Below are 17,018 nucleotides of genomic sequence, written 5' to 3'. Positions count from 1 at the left end.
AGAGGTAATGGCAAGAAGCGTTCCAGAAATGACAGGGCAGCGTACAAGACGCCCTTTACGAGTCGCGACGTAAATCCGGCGGAATCGGCAGATCCGGCAACGGACCAGGCCGCTTGCCCTTGCCCGCCCGGTACTGTCGCAACTGATAGACGTACGCGAGCACCTGCGCCACGGCCAGATACAGGCCAGCAGGAATTTCCTGGTCCAACTCGGTCGAGTGATAAACCGCCCGGGCCAGCGCCGGCGACTCCAGCACCATCACCTGGTGCTCCTGGGCAATCTCGCGGATCTTCAATGCCAGGAAGTCGCCCCCCTTGGCCAGCAACAACGGCGCGCTGCCCGTCTCGGGGTCATATTTGAGCGCCACGGCAAAGTGCGTCGGGTTGGTGATCACCACGTCGGCCTGGGGAATGGACTGCATCATGCGCCGCTCAGCCATCTCGCGCTGCAGTTGCCGAATGCGTCCCTTGACCTCAGGCTTGCCCTCGGTGTCCTTGTACTCGTCGCGCACTTCCTGCTTGGTCATCATCAGCTTCTGCTTGTGACTCCAGAGCTGGAACGGCACATCCACTGCGGCGATCAGGATCAGCCCGCAGGACAACCAGAACGCGCTCCAACCGACCACATTGAGGCTGTGCAGGATAGCGGGCTCGACCGGCTCATTGGCAATCGCCAGCAGATCGTCCTGATCCGCCGAAAGCACCACCAGCGCCACCGCAAGAATGACCAGAAACTTGGCCAGTGCCTTGAACAACTCGGCCAGCGCCTGAACCGAGAACATGCGCTTGAGGCCTGCCAGCGGGTTCATCCGGCTGGCCTTGGGCTGCAACGCCTCGGCTGAAAACAGCCAGCCACCCAGGGCAATGGGGCCGGCGATGGAGGCGATGAGCAAGGCAAGCAAGAACGGCTGCGTCGCCAGCAGCGCCTGCTTGCCCGACGCCAGCAGGTACTGGGCCATGCTGCCTTCGTTCATCAACACCTCACGCGGCAGGCTGAAGTTGCCGCGCATGATGTCCATCAGCACATTGCCCATATAGGCGCCGAAGATGATCAGCGCCACGGTGCCGGTGAGGGTCACCGCCAGCGTATTGAGCTCCTTGGAGCGAGCGATCTGGCCTTTCTTGCGCGACTCTTCAAGTCGCTTGCCTGTGGGTTCCTCGCTCTTGTCGGCGCCACTCTCGCTCTCAGCCATGCTTGCTCCTCATCGCGTCAGAGCGAATTCGCCCAGCTGCTGCAGGGCTTCGCTGGCCAGCGCCTGGAACAGGTTGCCGAAATCGGAGAGGCTCACCCAGAAGATCACCAGACCCATGGCCAGGGTCAGCGGGAAGCCGATGGAGAAGATGTTCAGCTGCGGTGCCGCGCGCGTCATCACGCCGAACGCCAGGTTGATCACCAGCAACGCGGTGACGGCCGGCAAGGTCAACAACAGGCCGGCACCGATCACCCAGCCCAGCTTGCCAGCCAGCGCCCAGTAATGATTGACCATCAGGCCCTGGCCATATGGCAGCGTGACGAAACTCTCTGCCAGAATCTCCAGCGCCACCAGATGGCCGTTGATGGCAAGAAACAGCAACGTCACCAACATCAGCATGAACTGCCCGAGCACCGGCACCGATACGCCATTGGTGGGGTCCACCATGGACGCGAAGCCCAGCCCCATCTGCATGGCAATGATCTGCCCGGCCACCGCGAACAGATGAAAGAACAACTGCAGGATGAAGCCGAGCATGGCGCCGATCAGCACCTGCTCGAGAATCAGCAGCAAGCTGCGCAGGCTGAGCGCATCGACCTGCGGCATCGGCGGCAAGGACGGTACCAGCACCACGCTGATCGCCAACGCCAGATAGAGACGCACACGATTCGGCACCAGCTGGGTACCGATGATGGGCATCACCATCAGCATCGCGGCGATACGAAACAACGGCAGCATGAACTGGCCGACCCAGGCGCTGATCTGCTCGTTGCTCAATTCCAGCATCGCGCCCAGCCCCTCAACCTATGAGGTACGGGATGTTCTGGATCAACGTCTGGGTGTACTCCATCAGCTGACTCACCAGCCAGGGTCCGGCCCAGATCAGGGTGATCAGCATCACCATCAGACGCGGCAGAAAACTCAGCGTCTGCTCGTTGATCTGCGTGGCGGCCTGGAACATCGCCACGATGAGCCCCACCACCAGGCTGGGCACGACCGCCAGGCCGACGATCACGACAATCAGCCACAGTGCTTCGCGAAACAGATCAACCGCAACCTCGGGAGTCATCAAAGGCCTCGCTATAACGTGCCGAAACTGGCGGCCAGGGTGCCCATGATCAGCGCCCAGCCGTCGACCAGGACGAACAGCATGATCTTGAACGGCAATGAGATGATCAGCGGCGAAAGCATCATCATACCCATCGCCATGAGGATACTGGCGACCACCATGTCGATGATCAGAAACGGAATGAAGATCATGAAGCCGATCTGGAACGCGGTCTTCAGCTCGGAGGTGACGAACGCCGGCACCAGAATGGTCAACGGCACGTCCTCGGCGCCGGCCAGGTCGGTACGCTTGGACAGCCGCACGAACAGCTCCAGGTCGCTTTCGCGAGTCTGCGCCAGCATGAAATCGCGGATCGGTCCTTCTGCCCGAGTCAGCGCCTCCTGAGCGACGATCTCCTCGTTCAGATAAGGCTGCAACGCATCGCTGTTAATCCGGTCGAAAATCGGCGCCATGATGAACATCGTCAGGAACAGCGCCAGGCCGACCAGTATCTGGTTCGAGGGTGTCTGCTGCAGGCCCAGCGCCTGACGCAGGATGGAGAAGACGATGATGATGCGGGTGAAACTGGTCATCAGCATGACGAACGCCGGGATGAAACTCAGCGCCGTCATGATCAGCAGAATCTGCAGGCTGACCGAGTACTCCTGCTGGCCCTCCGCGTCCGTCGACAGGGTAATGGCCGGGATCGACAGTGGACTGTTGCCCTGCTGAATCAGCGTGCTGGCGCCAGGCGGGTCTTCGGCGAACGCCAGCGATGCGGCGAGACTCAGCACCAGCACCAGCAACAAACGCAGCATCAGGATTTGTCCTTCTGATCCTTGCCCAGCAGCTCCATCAGGCGCTGAGCGAATTCCGGTGTGGCCTGCTCGGCGTCGGCCAGGTGCACGGGTTCCTTGAGCACGTGCAGCGGAGTGATCCGCCCGGCAGACAGGCCCAGCAATATCTGTTCGTTGCCCACCTGCACCAGCACCAGGCGATCACGCGGGCCCAGCGCCTGAGTCGCCAGCAGCTTGATCACCTGACCACCGCGTGGAGCCAGTTGCTGTACACGACGCAGCAGCCAGGCGAGCAGGAAGATCAGGCCGATCACCAGCAGCAGGCCGAGCAGCAACTGACCGAGCTGGCCGGCTATGTCGCTGCCAGCCATGGGCGTCGCCGCCTTGCCGGTGGGTTCGGCAGCCATGGCCGCCAGGGGCATGCTCAGAAACAGAGCGAGAAGACGAGCCATGGTCAGCGCAGCTTCTTGATACGTTCGCTGGGGCTGATCACGTCGGTCAGGCGAATGCCAAACTTCTCGTTGACCACCACCACTTCGCCATGGGCGATCAACGTGCCGTTGACCAGCACGTCGAGCGGCTCACCGGCCAGACGATCCAGCTCGATCACCGAGCCCTGATTGAGCTGCAGCAGGTTGCGGATCGTGATATCGGTGTTACCCACTTCCATGGAGATGGACACTGGAATATCCAGGATCACGTCAAGATTGGGCCCATCCAGATTGACCGGCAGGTTGCTGGTAGGCGGCGCGCTGCCGAACTCTTCCATCGGTGCACGCGGCGCGGCAGGTTGCGCCGCCTGAGCGGCACCCTGCCCGGCCAGCATGGCATCGATGTCGTCCTGATCGGCATCACCTGCCTCGGCCAGCGCTGCGGCCCATTCATCGGCCAGTGCCTGCTCCTCGGGGGAGGTGTTCTCTTCGTCTGCCATCGTGGTTCCTCGCCTGGCTTCTGCTATTCGTTCGCTTCGGGCCTGGTGGCCCTACGGAGGTGCCAGCGCCTCAGCGTTGGCGTTCGATTGGTTCCAGTACCTGCAGGGCCAGATTGCCCTTGTGCGCACCGAGCTTGACCTTGAAGGTCGGCACGCCGTTGGCGCGCATGACCACGTTGTCCGGCAATTCCACGGGGATCACATCACCCGGCTGCATATGCAGGATGTCGCGCAGTTTCAGCTGGCGACGGGCCACGGTGGCGGCCAGCGGCACGCTGACATCGAGGATGTCCTCGCGCAGGGCCTTGATCCAGCGTTCGTCCTGATCGTCGACATCGGACTGAAAGCCGGCATCGAGCATCTCGCGGATCGGCTCGATCATCGAGTACGGCATGGTGATATGCAGGTCGCCGCCGCCGCCGTCCAGTTCGATATGGAAGGTGGACACGACCACCACCTCGCTCGGACTGACGATATTGGCCAGCGCCGGGTTGACCTCGGAATTGACGTACTCGAAGTTGATGTCCATGACCGCGTGCCAGGCTTCGCGCAGGTCGACGAAGGCCTGGTCGAGCACCATGCGCACGACGCGCAGCTCGGTGGGGGTGAATTCACGCCCTTCGATCTTGGCATGGCGTCCATCGCCGCCGAAGAAGTTGTCCACCAGCTTGAACACCAGCTTGGCGTCGAGGATGAACAGACCGGTGCCGCGCAGCGGCTTCATCTTCACCAGATTGAGACTGGTCGGCACGTACAGCGAATGCACGTACTCGCCGAATTTCATCACCTGCACGCCACCGACGGCCACGTCAGCCGAACGGCGCAACAGGTTGAACATGCTGATGCGGGTGTAGCGGGCGAAGCGCTCGTTGATCATCTCCAGCGTCGGCATGCGCCCACGGACGATACGATCCTGACTGGTCAGGTCATATTGCTTGACGCTCCCCGGCTCTGCGGCGTCCTCGGTTTCGACCAGGCCGTCATCGACGCCATGCAACAGCGCATCGATCTCGTCCTGGGAAAGCAGGTCTTGCACGGCCATCTTCGGCTCCCGCTACTGCAACACGAAATTGGTGAACAGCACCTGCTCGACCACAGTGCTGCCGGTTTCCTTCTGCGCCAGCTCCTGCACGCTGGCCAGCGCCTGCTGCAGAAGCATCTCCTTGCCCAGCGGCGTTTGCAGCGCGGCAAAATCCTGACCGGAGAGCAGCATCACCAGACGGTTACGCAACACCGGCATGTGCACCTTGAGCTTTTCCATGCCGGCGGTATCGCGACTCATCAAGGCCATGCTGACCTGCAGGTAGCGGGTACGGTTCTGGTGATTGAAATTGACCACGAAGGCCGGCATCAGATCCTGGTAGATGGCCGGCTGGCGCACTGGAGCCGCCGGTGCTGCGGCCTCTGCGGGCTCAGCCGCCTCGCTCTTGTCGCCCTTGCTGAGAATGAACCAGGTGCCGCCCACGGAAAGGCCGACGGCCAGAAGCAGGCCCACCACGATCAGGATGATGAGTTTGAGCTTGCTCTTGCCGGCGGGTTGTCCGTCGGCAGCCGGTGCCGCTTCTTTCTTAGCCATGCCAATAATCCGTCAGTACCTACGTTCTTTCCGCATTCAAAGGGTTATGAGCAAGTGTTATGCCAGCATATGAGCAGGCTTGTCTAACTCTGGGCTGCGGATTTAACAGCTCCAGCTCCCTGCTGTCACCCAAAATGCATTCGCCCGAGCACCTTTCGGCAACCCGGGCGAATGCAAGTCTAGCGGAGGAACACCGATCTTCGGGCATTGCCCAGTGTCGATACGGTACCTGGCCGCTACTTATGCGTAGTAGTCGACCAGCCCACGGCCAGTGGTCAAGCGCTCACTGCGCACTTCCTGATGGACGCCAGGCTGCAACTCGTCACCGGCAAGCAGACCATCACGCGAGCCGGAACCACCACGACCACCCTCGCCCTGCCCTTGCCAGCCACGGTTGAGCGACTGATCGGAAACGTTGGCATCGGCCAGGTTCATGCCTTGCTGCGCGAACAGCTCACGCAGACGATGCATCTGCCCTTCCAGCGCTTCACGCACCCCGGCATTGGGGCTGGCGAACGTCACCTGGGCCTGATCCTGAGACAGGTTCACGCGCACCTCGAGACGCCCGAGATCTGCCGGGTCCAGCTGAATCTCGGCCGATTTGAGGTTCTGGCTGGAAAGCCACATGACGCGATCCACCACGGCCTCGCTCCAGCCGCCCTGCTGCATGGCGACCGGCTGACCAGGCACCAATGGCAGACGCTGCGCGGCACCAGCCTGATGATTGAATGCCTGCGTCAGCGCATTGAGCTTGCTGACGAACTGATCTGGCCGAGTGGGCTGAGCACTGTCCTTGAGACTCTCCAGCGCCTCCTTGGCCAGGCTTTCCAACGGCAAATCCAGGGTCGTTTCTTCAGTGTTCTCCACTGACGCCTCGCCTTTGCCCATGGCCGCCATGGCTGCGGCGAAGTCCGTGCTGGTCGCCACACGCGCGCTCTTGATCGCGGCGTCCTGCGGCAACTGGGCCTTGCTCGCCTCTGGCGCCGGTTGCTTGAGCAGCGCCAGCGGGTCGAGCGCTTCTTCCTCCAGCGCCGGCTCGGCAGTCTCGGCGCCATCGCTGCCTGCGCCGGTAATCACCAGCGCCGGCAGCGCCGACGACTCCTCGGTTAGCGGCGCGTCGTCTACCTGAGCCTGGATACCGCCCAGTGCCATCGCCAGCAACGGATCGAGCTCTTCTTCAGTGCCCTCCTGCGTCGGCAAGGAATTGCCGGGGGCGGCAACCGCAGGCTGCTCGGCGGCAGCAGAAGCGGCATCGGGCTCCTCTGCTGATGGCGCAGACTTCTGCTCCTGGCTGGTTTTGTCGGTATTGCCAGCGCGCTCGCCAGGCTTGGCCTGACGCTCCTTGGCATACACCTCGGCAAAGCTGGAAGCACCGTTCTTGCTGGGCTCCGGCGCTTTGGCCGGCGGCTTCGCTTTGCTCTTCACCTCAGGCGTAGCCTGCAGGCGTAGGTCGGGCAACACGGACATGGACGCTCTCCGTCTGATGGGTCGTGACAGGATCAGAGCAAAGGGCGGGCCAACTCGGGAAAAGTCGTCAGAGCCTGTTCAATGCCTGCTGCGTTTAAAGCAGGCACTCAGACGCGATAGCGCTGACGCTCGGACTTGAACAGGATGCGGACGATGGCGAACTCGCGCTCGATCTGCTCGATCAGGGCCGGAGCCGGATCCAGAACCTCGCGCCGCCCCGCGTCTTCGAGCTCCTTGCACAGGCTGGCCAGAAGCACCGCCCCCATGTTGCTGCAGCTGCCCTTGAAGCTGTGTGCAGCCAGGCGCAGGCCCTGCGCGTCACCCTCGACCGCAGCTTCATGCAGCAGACGCAGACGCTCCTCGGAATCGGCCACGAAGGTATCGAGCAGAATCGGGTATTCGTCTTCCATGACGTCCTGCAGAGCCGCCAGGACGGCATCGTCGAGATGGATATCGGACACCGGGTCACCCCCTGAACAACAGCCTCGCATTATGCCTCAGAGGACCAGCAAAACTCCACGCTGACCCCCTGGCCAACCGGGGCGATCTGGAAACCATCACTGAGCTGACGCACCAGGGCAAGACCACGACCACACAGGGCTTCGTCACCACGCGCCATGACGGTGACCGGATCGAATCCGGGGCCACTGTCCTCGACCCGGACGATCAGTCGCCCTCCCCCTTCTTCCGGCAGCATCTGCACATGAAATCGGACATAGCCATCCTGCAGGGACGCCAGACGCAGACGTCGCTCCCGATAGTACTCGGCAAAGCCACTGGCATCCTGCTTGAGCGAGGAATCCAGCCCCATAACCCCATGCTCCAGGGCATTGGAATAGAGCTCGGCGAGCACGGTATACAGCTCGCCACCACGCGGCCGCAACGCCCGCACGTCCAGCAGCAGCTGCAGCAGAAATGGCAGAGGATTGAAATGACGCAGGCTCAGCGCACGAAACTCGAAACTGGCCGACCAGTCCATCACGCTGCTCTGACCACTGTCAGCAAAGGCCAGTGGGCGAGGACGCTCATCGTCTTCGCCCAAGCCGACCTGAACCATGCTGACGTCATCCTGTTGCTCGCCACGGAACGCCGCCAGCGCCAGCTGGATTTCCTCGAACAGTGCCTGCGGCTGACGATTGGCCTCCAGAAGCTCGAGCAGGCGCGCTTCGCCGAATAGCTGCCCTTGCCGATCACTGGCTTCGAGCACGCCATCACTGAGCAGGAAAATACGATCTCCCGGCGCCAGCGGATAGACCTCGCAGCGATCACTGAACGCCGCTGGTTCGAGGATGCCCAGAGGCAGGTGGCGTGACACCAATGACTGACGCGGGCGACCATCGCCATGTAGCAGGTAGCCATCCGGCAACCCGCCACTCCACACCTCGAGCATGCCTCGCTTGCTGCTGATGTTGAGCACGGTGGCGCAACAGAAAACGCCGACAGGCAGGATGCGCTTGAGCTTGGCGTTGATCTCGCGAAGGATCTCGGCAAGGGCATGGCCTTTGGCAGTCATGCCGTAGAACACCTCGGCCAGCGGCATCGCGCCAATAGCCGCCGGCAAACCATGGCCGGTGAAATCGCCCAGCATCACGTGCATGCCGCCAGACGGCTTGTACGCCGCCAGCAGCAAATCACCGTTGAACAGCGCGTAGGGTGACTGCATGTAACGGATATTGGGCGCATCCAGACAGCCGGAATGCGCCACCTTGTCGAATACCGCCTTGGCCACGCGTTGCTCGCGCAACAGATGCTCATTGTGCCGAGCGATCAGGTCGCGCTGTTTCAATACCGTGTCATGCAGCCGGCGCAGACGATCCATCGCACCGATCTTGGCCTCGAGGATCACGCGGTTGTAAGGCTTGGCGAGAAAGTCGTCGCCACCGGCCTCCAGACAACGCACCAGTGCTTCGCCCTCGGTCAACGACGTGAGGAAGATGATCGGCACCAGCGCCTCGCCGGCCTGATCCTTGATCCGTCGCGCCGCCTCGAAACCATCCATCACCGGCATCAGCGCATCCATCAGAACCAGATGTGGACGCTCCTGCTCGAACAGGGCCACCGCCTCCAGGCCATTGCTGGCGGTCAGGACACGGTGACCCTGACGGCTGACGATGGTGGACAGCAGCATACGGTCGGCCGCGTTGTCCTCGGCGATCAGGATGGCAAGACGCTCAGGCATGCTCAGCTGATCTTGAACAGCTGCTCGAAGTTGGAGATGGCGAGGATCTTGCGCACGTCACTGCTGCAGTTGAGCAGGCTGATCTGCGCCGAATCGCCGCCAGCATGGTCACGCAACAGCAGCAACATGCCCAATGCCGAACTGTCCAGATAGCTGGTGTCGCGCAGGTCGACCTGATAGCGCCTGGGCGTCTGATCGACGCGCTCATAGGCGTCACGAAATTCCTGGTGGGAGGCGAAGTCGAAGCGTCCTCGAATCACGATGGTCAGCTCTTGCCCGTCTGCCGAGGGCTGCGAGGTAATGGCCATGTCTACTCCTTTGTCGAGACTTTGCCAGATAGGGCCGTTCACGTTTGAAGGTGTAGCATCTGGTCGGCGCCGAAACAACCTCTATTCAGGGCTCACCACGGTCGATCAGGCGTTGCGCCAGCTCGTCGAGCAGTTTCTGTTCGCGCTTGTCTTCGGCCAACCGGGCTTCATCGATGTAGCGCTGCACCAGCTTGCGCAGCCCCTCGAGACGCGCATAGCGCTGCTGCCAAACGGCACGCACTTTTTCAAGATTGGCGCGATGCCACTCCAGACTCTGCTGCTGCTGGCCGACCGCCGTCTCCAGCTGCGACAGAAAGCGCTGATAGTTCATCAGCCACTGGCCGGAAACGCCCTTGCTGCCTTCGCTGATCCACTGCTGCTGGTAGTCACCACGGAAACGCTCCAGCTCACCCAGCTTGGCTTCGGCCTGGCCAACCAGCCCCTGGCAATGCCCGAGCTGGCGCGCGGCCTCGCGCTCGGCCTTTTCTGCCATCTCGACGACCGGCTGCAGACGCTTGGCGCGACTGAGACTCATCGATGCACGACCTCAGCGATGACGAAAAATACCCTGATCAACGCCATCATTGCCCCAGCAAGGCCGCCAGTTGCTCACGACTCTGTGGCATGCCCACACTGTCGTCCAGCCCCTGACGCAGGTACTGAGCCATGACCGGCTGGCGGGCGATGGCCAGGTCGGTGTCCGCGTCGCCACCCGGCACATAGGCACCCACACTGATCAGATCGCGGCTCTGCTGATAGCGCGACCACAACTGTTTGAATCGCTGCGCCTGCTTGAGCTGCTCGGGCGGCACCACTTGCGGCATGACCCGGCTGATCGAGGATTCGATATCGATCGCGGGATAGTGCCCTTCCTCGGCCAGGCGGCGCGACAGGACAAAGTGCCCGTCGAGCACGCCCCGTGCCGCATCGGCGATGGGGTCTTGCTGGTCATCGCCTTCACTGAGCACGGTGTAGAACGCGGTGATCGAACCGCCGCCGGCCTCGGCATTGCCGGCACGCTCGACCAACTTGGGCAACTTGGCGAACACCGACGGCGGATAGCCCTTGGTCGCTGGCGGCTCACCGATGGCCAGGGCGATTTCACGCTGGGCCTGGGCGTAGCGCGTCAGTGAATCCATCAGCAGCAGAACGTTCTTGCCCTTGTCACGGAAGTACTCGGCGATGCGCGTGCAGTACTGCGCCGCACGTAAACGCATCAGCGGCGCTTCATCGGCCGGCGACGCCACGACCACGGAACGCTTGAGGCCTTCCTCGCCGAGAATCTCGTCGATGAACTCCTTGACCTCACGCCCGCGCTCACCGATCAACCCGACCACGATGATCTCGGCCTCGGTAAAACGCGTCATCATGCCCAGCAGCACCGACTTGCCCACGCCGGTACCGGCGAACAGGCCCAGGCGCTGACCGCGCCCGACGGTAAGCAGGCCGTTGATCGAACGAATGCCGACATCCAAGGGCTGGCTGATGGGGTCGCGATTGAGCGGGTTGATGGCAGGGCCATCCATCGGCACCCAGTCCTCGGCCTTCATCCCGCCTTTGCCATCCAGGGCGCGGCCGGTGCCATCGAGCACTCGGCCAAGCATGGACATGCCCATGGGCAAGCGCCCGGCATCGGGCAATGGCACGACGCGCGCACCCGGCGCGATACCCGCCAGACTGCCCGCCGGCATCAGATAGATCTTGCCCCCGGAAAAGCCCATCACCTCGGCCTCGACCTGAACCGGATGGTAGCTGTCTTCGTTGATGACCAGGCAGCGGCTGCCGATGGCCGCGCGCAGCCCTTCGGCCTCCAGGGTGAGACCGACCATGCGCAGCAGGCGGCCTTCGAGTATGGGCTGGCTGGGCAGGCTGATCGCATCACTGTAGCCCTCCAGACGCCGGGCGAAACTCACGCGGTCAACGCGCATCGTCGCGATCCAGGTCCAGATTGATGTCCGCTTCCGGCGGCTGGGTGCTCTGCGCGCGCTGCTGCTCGAACAGCTGCTTGAGTGCCTGCGCCATGCGCGTCTCGACGCTGGCGTCGATCTGGCTATGCTCCGACTCGATACGACACCCGCCTGGCAGCAGGCTGTCGTCCTCGAGGATGCGCCAGCTTTCCTCATGACGCTCGCGCAGCGCCTTGATCGCCTCGAAGTCCTGGGGGTTGACCTGAATGCGCACGTTGCCCGCCCCCATCGGCAGCAGTTTGAGCGCTTCGCGCAGCACCTGGCGAATCTGACTGGAGTCGGTGCTCAGTTCGCGCTGAATCACCTCGCGCACCATATGGCTGACCAGGCGCACCATGGCCACTTCCATCTGCTGATCCTGCTCGGCAATCGGATCGAGCAACTGCGTCATGAGCGTTTCCAGGCTGCCGACCTTCAGCGCCAGGGCCGCGTCGGCCTCCTGCCTGGCCTTGATCTGGCCGGCATGAAAGCCGTCCTTCTCGCCCGTGGCGAAGCCTTCGTTGTAGGCATCCTGGCGGATGGCTTCGAGCTCATCGAGCGTCAGCGGTTTGACATCTTCGAGTGCGACCTCTTCGATCTGCGCGGTGTCCTGTTCCTCGACCTCGACTGGAGGCTGCGCCTGTTCATCAGCAACAGCTTCGGCCGCTGCCGGCCCTTCACCTGGCGCATCGAAGCTGGGCAACGCCCAGCGGTCGAACGTGCCGAGATCCTTGGCGCGAATCAGCTCGCTCTCGGGCTCCTTGGCAGCCATGGCTTAAACCATCTCCTCGCCACCCTTGCCGCCGAGCACGATCTCTCCGGCTTCGGCCATGCGCCGGGCGATGGTGAGAATTTCCTTCTGCGCCCCTTCGACGTCGCTGACGCGCACCGGCCCCTTGGCCTCCAGGTCGTCGCGCAGCAGCTCGGCTGCACGTTTGGACATGTTCTTGAAAACCTTGTCCTTGATTGCCTCGTCGGCGCCCTTGAGCGCCAGCACCAGGACCTCGGAGGAGACTTCGCGCATCAGTGCCTGGATGCCACGGTCGTCGACATCGGCCAGGTTGTCGAAGACGAACATGAGGTCTTCGATCTGCGTCGACAGGTCTTCGTCCACCTCGCGGATGGAGTCCATCAGCTGACCTTCCACCGAGCTGTCGAGGAAGTTCATGATGTCCGCCGCACGCTTGACGCCGCCCATGGTGGCGCGTGTGGTGTTGGCACTGCCGGAGAACTGCTTCTCGAGGATCTGATTGAGTTCCTTGAGCGCGGACGGCTGCACGGTATTGAGCGAGGACACGCGCAGGATGATGTCCAGGCGTACCTTGTGGTCGAAATGGCTGAGCACTTCGCCGGCCTGGTCCGGGTCGAGATAGGCGACGACGATGGCCTGGATCTGCGGGTGCTCGTAGCGGATCACGTCGGCGACGGCGCGCGGCTCCATCCACTTCAGGCTGTCCAGGCCACTGGTACTGCCGCCGAGCAGGATGCGGTCGATCAGATTGCCGGCCTTGTCCTCACCCAGCGCCGAGGTGAGCATCTTGCGGATGTAGGCGTCGGAGCCCACACCGAGGCTGGTCTGGTCGCCGACTATGTCGACGAACTCGGCCATCACCTGCTCGACCTGCTCGCGATGGATATTGCGCATGCCGGCCATGGCCACACCGACGCGCTGCACTTCCTTCGGCCCGAGGTGACGCAACACCTGTGCGGCATCGGTCTCACCCAGCGAAAGCAGCAGAATCGCAGCCTTGTCGACCTTGTTCAGCTTGGTAGCGGTACGATTCTCACTCATCGGCGTTGATCCACTCTTTCACGACCTGGGCGACGCGGCCAGGATCTTCCGCCACCAGACTCTTGATAGCGTTCAGCTGTGCATCATACCCCTCGCTGGGGCTCGGCAACATGATGCTCTGCGGCCCACCGAGGCTGACGCGGTCGTCGGACAGCTCGCCGTCCAGGCCCGCCATTTCGCCAAGCTCCACATCGCCGGAACCGGCCAGATCCTTGCCCCTGCCGCCGCCGGTAATGTTGTTGAGCACCGGGCGCAGCACACCGAACACCAGCACCAGGATGAACAGCACGCCGAGCACCTGCTTGACGATGTCCCAGAACCAGGGCTGGGTGTAGAACGGAATATCGGGGATTTCCTCGCCCAGCGAGGCAGTGAAGGCCGTGTTGATGACACTGACGCTGTCGCCGCGGCTGGCATCGAAGCCCACCGAATCCTGGACCAGACGGGTGAAGCGCGCCAGATCATCGGCCGTCCACGGCACTCGGCTGCTCTCGCCAGTGGCCGGATCGACACGTACCTGGTCATCCACCACCACCGCTACCGACAGGCGACGCAGGCGCCCCTGCTGCTGACGGGTGTAGCTGATGGAGCGGTCCAGTTCGAAGTTGCGGGTGGACTGCTCACGCTTGTCTGCCGGGTACGGTGCCAGCATCGGCTGGCCGGTTACCGGGTCCATGATCTGCTGGCCATTGGCATCGACCAGCGGCTGACCCGCGGCGACCGGGCCGGCCGGGGCAGCAGCGCCAGCAGCCTGCTCCGGAGCGGCAGCCGGCCCCGGTGGCTGATTGGACAACGCACCCGGCACGCCCTGCGGCGGCAGGCTGCTCTGGCGTTGTTCGTTGACCTGTTGCTCGCTGCGCAGCGCGGGTTGGTCTGGATTGAACATTTCGGAGGTGGATTCAACCGAGCTGAAATCCACGTCAGCCGATACTTCCGCCTTGTAGCGACCCGTGCCCAGCACCGGCTGCAGAATGTTGTGCACGCGTTGAGTGAACAGCGTTTCCATGCGGCGGGTGTAGTCGAACTGCTTGCCAGCCATGCTCAGTTCGGACAGTTCCTGCTGATCGGAGAGCAGATTGCCCTTCTGGTCGACCACCGTGACCTGGCCCTTGTCCAGCTCGGGCACGCTGGTTGCCACCAGGTTGACGATCGCCATGACCTGGCTGGGCTCCAGCCCACGTCCCGGGTACAGCTCGACCAACACAGAGGCGGACGGTTTGCGCTCATCGCGCACGAAAACGGACGCCTTGGGCATGGCCAGGTGCACCCGCGCCGCCTTGACGTTGTTGAGGCTGGCAACCGTACGCGCCAGCTCGCCTTCGAGGCCACGGCGATAACGGGTCGCCTCCATGAACTGGCTGGTACCCAGACCCTGCTCACGGTCAAGGATTTCGAAGCCGACGCTGTTATCGGTCGGCGCCACGCCAGCGGCAGCGAGGCGCATGCGCGCACGCGCCAGATCGTCAGCCTTGACCAGCAGCGCGCCGGAGTTGGGTTCGATGGTGTAATCGATGCCGGAGGTGGTCAGGGTATCGACCACCTGGGACGCATCCATACCATTGAGGCTGCCGTACAGCGGACGATAGTCCGGTTGCTGCGACCAGAGCACCACGGCAAAACCGATCGCCACGCTGGCAGCCAGACCGACCAACAGGCCGAGCTGACGCAGCACCGACATCTCCGCGAGGTTTTCCAGGAAGCTGAGGCCGAACAACGGCTTCTTGGGCTCACCGGCGTCGGCCTTGGCCGGTACGTTTGCTACTGCTGCTTCAGCCATGAATCAATCCTCAGACCGGCATCTGCATGATGTCTTGATACGCCTGGACCAGCTTGTTACGCACCTGGGTCATGGCCTGGAAGGATACGCTGGCTTTCTGCGAGGCGATCATCACGTCGGTCAGGTCGACCCCGCTCTGCCCCATCTCGAAAGCGGTCGCCAGTTTGTTGGAAGCCTGCTGGGTCTCGTTGACCTTGTTAACCGCCTGGCCGAGCATCTCCGAGAAACTCGGCGCCCCTTGCACTGGCTCGCTCGCAGCAGGTTTCTGACGCGCCATGGCCTCAGCCTGCATGGAACGCATTTCCAGCATCAAGCGATTGAATTCGACACCTTGGCTCATGACTTCCTCCACTGCCCGCTTTTTGACACTAGCGGCGCTATGCAGGGGTATTTGCAACAAGGGTGCCAAAATGAACGGAAATTCGGAGAGCGGTACGACCGAGAAGCCGGTCGCGATGATCAGTGCGCACAGTGTTCAGCCGGCGCCTAATGTAGGGTGCGCCGTGCGCACCGCGAAGCTGACGACACACATGAACCGCCATGGAGCGCTGCACCTGACCGGCTACGATGCTACCGACGATAAGTCTCAGCTGGCGTACAGATACGCCTCGACATCCATCCCGGCATCACGCATCTGCGCCAGCTTGTAGCGCAGCGTACGCGGGCTGATGCCCAGGCGCTCGGCGGCCTCCTTGCGACGACCACGCTCGGCACGCAGGGTATCGATGATGACCTGGAACTCGCGACGGCGAAGATCCTCGCCCAGCGCGCCGGCATCGACCGCACCCGGCGACTCGACCGGTTGCGCCATTGGCGGCGCAACGCTCGGCACCACGGCCAGGCGCGGCGCCGCAGCCTGCACCGATTGGCCGATGGGCGCATGCAGGCACAGGTCCTGCGCCTGAATCACCCCGCCCTGCTGCAGGATCAATGCGCGCTGAATGGCGTTGTCCAACTCGCGCACATTGCCCGGCCACTGATGCTGCACCAGGCTTCGCGCAGCCGACTCGGACAGCCTCACGTGCGACTGATTCATTTTTTTGACGTGCTTGGCCAGCAGTCGTTCGGCCAGCGGCAGAATATCGGCAGGCCGCTCACGCAGCGGTCGCCAGGCCAGGGGGAAGACCGACAGACGATAATAGAGATCCTCACGGAAGCGCCCCGCCGCCACCTCACTGGCCAGATCACGGTTACTGGTGGCCAGCACACGAATATCCAGGTTGATCGGTTTGCGCGCCCCGACCCGCTCCACCTCACGCTCCTGCAGCACACGCAGCAACTTGGCCTGTAGCCCCAGCGGCATTTCGGAAATTTCGTCGAGCAAGATGGTGCCGCCGTCGGCCAGCTCGAACTTGCCCGGCTGAGCGTTGACCGCACCGGTGAATGCGCCCTTCTCATGCCCGAACAAGGTGGCCTCGAGCATGTTGTCGGGAATCGCCGCACAGTTGATGGCGATGAAAGGCCCGGATGCGCGCGGCGACTGCTGATGGATATAACGCGCCAGCACCTCCTTGCCGGTACCGGACTCGCCGGTGATCATCACCGTCGAATCACTCTGCGCCACGCGCGACGCCAGCTCCAGCAGCTGCACGCTGGCCGGCTCGAGCGCCACCGGACCGTCACGATCTCCCGCCGTCAATTTTCCGAGTGCATGCCTGGCCACCAGCTCCAGCAACGTGCGCGGCTCGAACGGTTTGACCAGATAATCAGCGGCGCCCTGGCGAATGGCATCCACCGCCCGCTCCACCGCGCCGAAGGCGGTCATCAGCAATACCGGCAGTTGCGGATAGCGGCCACGAATCTGCGCCAGCAGTTGATGGCCATCCATGCCCGGCATGTTGACGTCACTGACCACCAGCCCGAACGGTTCTTCGGTCAACGCGACCAACGCCGCCTCGGCACAATCGACCGCCCGATAATCATGCCCGCCCAGGCACAGGGTATCGGCCAGGGCTTCGCGCAGCGCGCGGTCGTCTTCAACCAGCAGGACTTTGGTAGCCATGGG

General features: G+C 62.8%; 19 protein-coding genes. All 19 read right to left on the bottom strand.

Annotated elements, in window-relative coordinates; all coding sequences use genetic code 11:
* Positions 1-55: 55 nt before the first annotated feature.
* Positions 56-1,192 (bottom strand): flagellar biosynthesis protein FlhB, encoded by a 1,137-nt coding sequence (gene flhB / locus ACN0X6_RS20415; RefSeq protein ID WP_417706784.1) that lies wholly within the window; start codon positions 1,190-1,192, stop codon positions 56-58.
* Positions 1,193-1,201: 9 nt separating this feature from the next.
* A complete protein-coding gene (gene fliR / locus ACN0X6_RS20410) occupies positions 1,202-1,978 on the bottom strand; it encodes a flagellar biosynthetic protein FliR (RefSeq protein WP_417706782.1) in 777 nt (258 codons plus the stop codon).
* A 13-nt stretch (positions 1,979-1,991) separates the two neighbouring features.
* Complete coding sequence (gene fliQ, locus ACN0X6_RS20405) at positions 1,992-2,261, bottom strand: flagellar biosynthesis protein FliQ (protein WP_417706780.1); 270 nt, start codon at positions 2,259-2,261, stop codon at positions 1,992-1,994.
* 11 nt (positions 2,262-2,272) lie between these two features.
* A complete protein-coding gene (gene fliP, locus ACN0X6_RS20400) occupies positions 2,273-3,058 on the bottom strand; it encodes a flagellar type III secretion system pore protein FliP (protein ID WP_417706779.1) in 786 nt (261 codons plus the stop codon).
* Entirely contained in the window at positions 3,058-3,489 is a 432-nt protein-coding gene (gene fliO, locus ACN0X6_RS20395) for a flagellar biosynthetic protein FliO (protein ID WP_417706777.1), read from the bottom strand. The genes fliP and fliO overlap by 1 nt, the downstream gene beginning before the upstream one ends.
* Positions 3,490-3,491: 2 nt before the next feature.
* Positions 3,492-3,968 (bottom strand): flagellar motor switch protein FliN, encoded by a 477-nt coding sequence (gene fliN / locus ACN0X6_RS20390; protein ID WP_160017627.1) that lies wholly within the window; start codon positions 3,966-3,968, stop codon positions 3,492-3,494.
* Between the two features lie 70 nt (positions 3,969-4,038).
* Positions 4,039-5,010: a flagellar motor switch protein FliM gene (gene fliM, locus ACN0X6_RS20385; protein WP_017679168.1), complete on the bottom strand. Its 972-nt coding sequence runs from the start codon at positions 5,008-5,010 to the stop codon at positions 4,039-4,041.
* Between the two features lie 12 nt (positions 5,011-5,022).
* The gene (fliL, locus tag ACN0X6_RS20380) at positions 5,023-5,544 is read right to left on the bottom strand and encodes a flagellar basal body-associated protein FliL (protein ID WP_417706772.1); all 522 of its coding nucleotides are present in this window, start codon (positions 5,542-5,544) and stop codon (positions 5,023-5,025) included.
* Between the two features lie 240 nt (positions 5,545-5,784).
* On the bottom strand, positions 5,785-7,011 hold the full coding sequence (locus tag ACN0X6_RS20375) for a flagellar hook-length control protein FliK (protein ID WP_417706770.1): 1,227 nt from the start codon (positions 7,009-7,011) through the stop codon (positions 5,785-5,787).
* Positions 7,012-7,118: 107 nt separating this feature from the next.
* Entirely contained in the window at positions 7,119-7,472 is a 354-nt protein-coding gene (locus ACN0X6_RS20370; protein ID WP_417706769.1) for an Hpt domain-containing protein, read from the bottom strand.
* Positions 7,473-7,501: 29 nt separating this feature from the next.
* A complete protein-coding gene (locus ACN0X6_RS20365) occupies positions 7,502-9,190 on the bottom strand; it encodes an ATP-binding SpoIIE family protein phosphatase (protein ID WP_417706767.1) in 1,689 nt (562 codons plus the stop codon).
* A gap of 2 nt (positions 9,191-9,192) precedes the next feature.
* Positions 9,193-9,498, bottom strand: coding sequence for an STAS domain-containing protein (locus tag ACN0X6_RS20360; protein WP_160017622.1), 306 nt, complete (start codon positions 9,496-9,498; stop codon positions 9,193-9,195).
* A gap of 85 nt (positions 9,499-9,583) precedes the next feature.
* Entirely contained in the window at positions 9,584-10,033 is a 450-nt protein-coding gene (fliJ, locus tag ACN0X6_RS20355) for a flagellar export protein FliJ (protein WP_021489636.1), read from the bottom strand.
* 46 nt (positions 10,034-10,079) lie between these two features.
* Positions 10,080-11,426 carry a flagellar protein export ATPase FliI gene (gene fliI / locus ACN0X6_RS20350; RefSeq protein ID WP_417706764.1) on the bottom strand — a complete coding sequence of 449 codons (1,347 nt, stop codon included), beginning with the start codon at positions 11,424-11,426 and terminating at the stop codon, positions 10,080-10,082.
* Complete coding sequence (gene fliH, locus ACN0X6_RS20345; protein WP_417706762.1) at positions 11,416-12,216, bottom strand: flagellar assembly protein FliH; 801 nt, start codon at positions 12,214-12,216, stop codon at positions 11,416-11,418. Before fliH ends, fliI begins: the two co-directional genes overlap by 11 nt.
* Before the next feature lie 3 nt (positions 12,217-12,219).
* Positions 12,220-13,236 (bottom strand): flagellar motor switch protein FliG, encoded by a 1,017-nt coding sequence (fliG, locus tag ACN0X6_RS20340; RefSeq protein WP_160017619.1) that lies wholly within the window; start codon positions 13,234-13,236, stop codon positions 12,220-12,222.
* A complete protein-coding gene (gene fliF / locus ACN0X6_RS20335) occupies positions 13,229-15,013 on the bottom strand; it encodes a flagellar basal-body MS-ring/collar protein FliF (protein WP_417706760.1) in 1,785 nt (594 codons plus the stop codon). The genes fliG and fliF overlap by 8 nt, the downstream gene beginning before the upstream one ends.
* Positions 15,014-15,023: 10 nt before the next feature.
* The gene (gene fliE / locus ACN0X6_RS20330) at positions 15,024-15,353 is read right to left on the bottom strand and encodes a flagellar hook-basal body complex protein FliE (protein ID WP_013714978.1); all 330 of its coding nucleotides are present in this window, start codon (positions 15,351-15,353) and stop codon (positions 15,024-15,026) included.
* Positions 15,354-15,599: 246 nt separating this feature from the next.
* The gene (fleR, locus tag ACN0X6_RS20325) at positions 15,600-17,015 is read right to left on the bottom strand and encodes a sigma-54-dependent response regulator transcription factor FleR (RefSeq protein WP_417706757.1); all 1,416 of its coding nucleotides are present in this window, start codon (positions 17,013-17,015) and stop codon (positions 15,600-15,602) included.
* Between the last annotated feature and the right edge of the window lie 3 nt (positions 17,016-17,018).

This window comes from Pseudomonas sp., assembly GCF_048269965.1.
Classification (GTDB): Bacteria; Pseudomonadota; Gammaproteobacteria; order Pseudomonadales; family Pseudomonadaceae; genus Aquipseudomonas.
The sequence above is the reverse complement of the archived record's forward strand: the minus strand, read 5'-3'. Positions and strand labels throughout refer to the sequence as shown.

Coding starts and splice junctions, on each gene's coding strand:
- ACN0X6_RS20360 (WP_160017622.1), bottom strand. CDS start 9,498: ATGGCCATTACCTCGCAGCCCTCGGCAGACGGGCAAGAGCTGACCATC.
- fliM (WP_017679168.1), bottom strand. CDS start 5,010: ATGGCCGTGCAAGACCTGCTTTCCCAGGACGAGATCGATGCGCTGTTG.
- fliI (WP_417706764.1), bottom strand. CDS start 11,426: ATGCGCGTTGACCGCGTGAGTTTCGCCCGGCGTCTGGAGGGCTACAGT.
- fliP (WP_417706779.1), bottom strand. CDS start 3,058: ATGCTGCGTTTGTTGCTGGTGCTGGTGCTGAGTCTCGCCGCATCGCTG.
- fliG (WP_160017619.1), bottom strand. CDS start 13,236: ATGAGTGAGAATCGTACCGCTACCAAGCTGAACAAGGTCGACAAGGCT.
- fliO (WP_417706777.1), bottom strand. CDS start 3,489: ATGGCTCGTCTTCTCGCTCTGTTTCTGAGCATGCCCCTGGCGGCCATG.
- ACN0X6_RS20375 (WP_417706770.1), bottom strand. CDS start 7,011: ATGTCCGTGTTGCCCGACCTACGCCTGCAGGCTACGCCTGAGGTGAAG.
- fliR (WP_417706782.1), bottom strand. CDS start 1,978: ATGCTGGAATTGAGCAACGAGCAGATCAGCGCCTGGGTCGGCCAGTTC.
- fliN (WP_160017627.1), bottom strand. CDS start 3,968: ATGGCAGACGAAGAGAACACCTCCCCCGAGGAGCAGGCACTGGCCGAT.
- flhB (WP_417706784.1), bottom strand. CDS start 1,192: ATGGCTGAGAGCGAGAGTGGCGCCGACAAGAGCGAGGAACCCACAGGC.
- fliJ (WP_021489636.1), bottom strand. CDS start 10,033: ATGAGTCTCAGTCGCGCCAAGCGTCTGCAGCCGGTCGTCGAGATGGCA.
- fliL (WP_417706772.1), bottom strand. CDS start 5,544: ATGGCTAAGAAAGAAGCGGCACCGGCTGCCGACGGACAACCCGCCGGC.
- fliF (WP_417706760.1), bottom strand. CDS start 15,013: ATGGCTGAAGCAGCAGTAGCAAACGTACCGGCCAAGGCCGACGCCGGT.
- fliH (WP_417706762.1), bottom strand. CDS start 12,216: ATGGCTGCCAAGGAGCCCGAGAGCGAGCTGATTCGCGCCAAGGATCTC.
- fliQ (WP_417706780.1), bottom strand. CDS start 2,261: ATGACTCCCGAGGTTGCGGTTGATCTGTTTCGCGAAGCACTGTGGCTG.
- fleR (WP_417706757.1), bottom strand. CDS start 17,015: ATGGCTACCAAAGTCCTGCTGGTTGAAGACGACCGCGCGCTGCGCGAA.
- ACN0X6_RS20365 (WP_417706767.1), bottom strand. CDS start 9,190: ATGCCTGAGCGTCTTGCCATCCTGATCGCCGAGGACAACGCGGCCGAC.
- fliE (WP_013714978.1), bottom strand. CDS start 15,353: ATGAGCCAAGGTGTCGAATTCAATCGCTTGATGCTGGAAATGCGTTCC.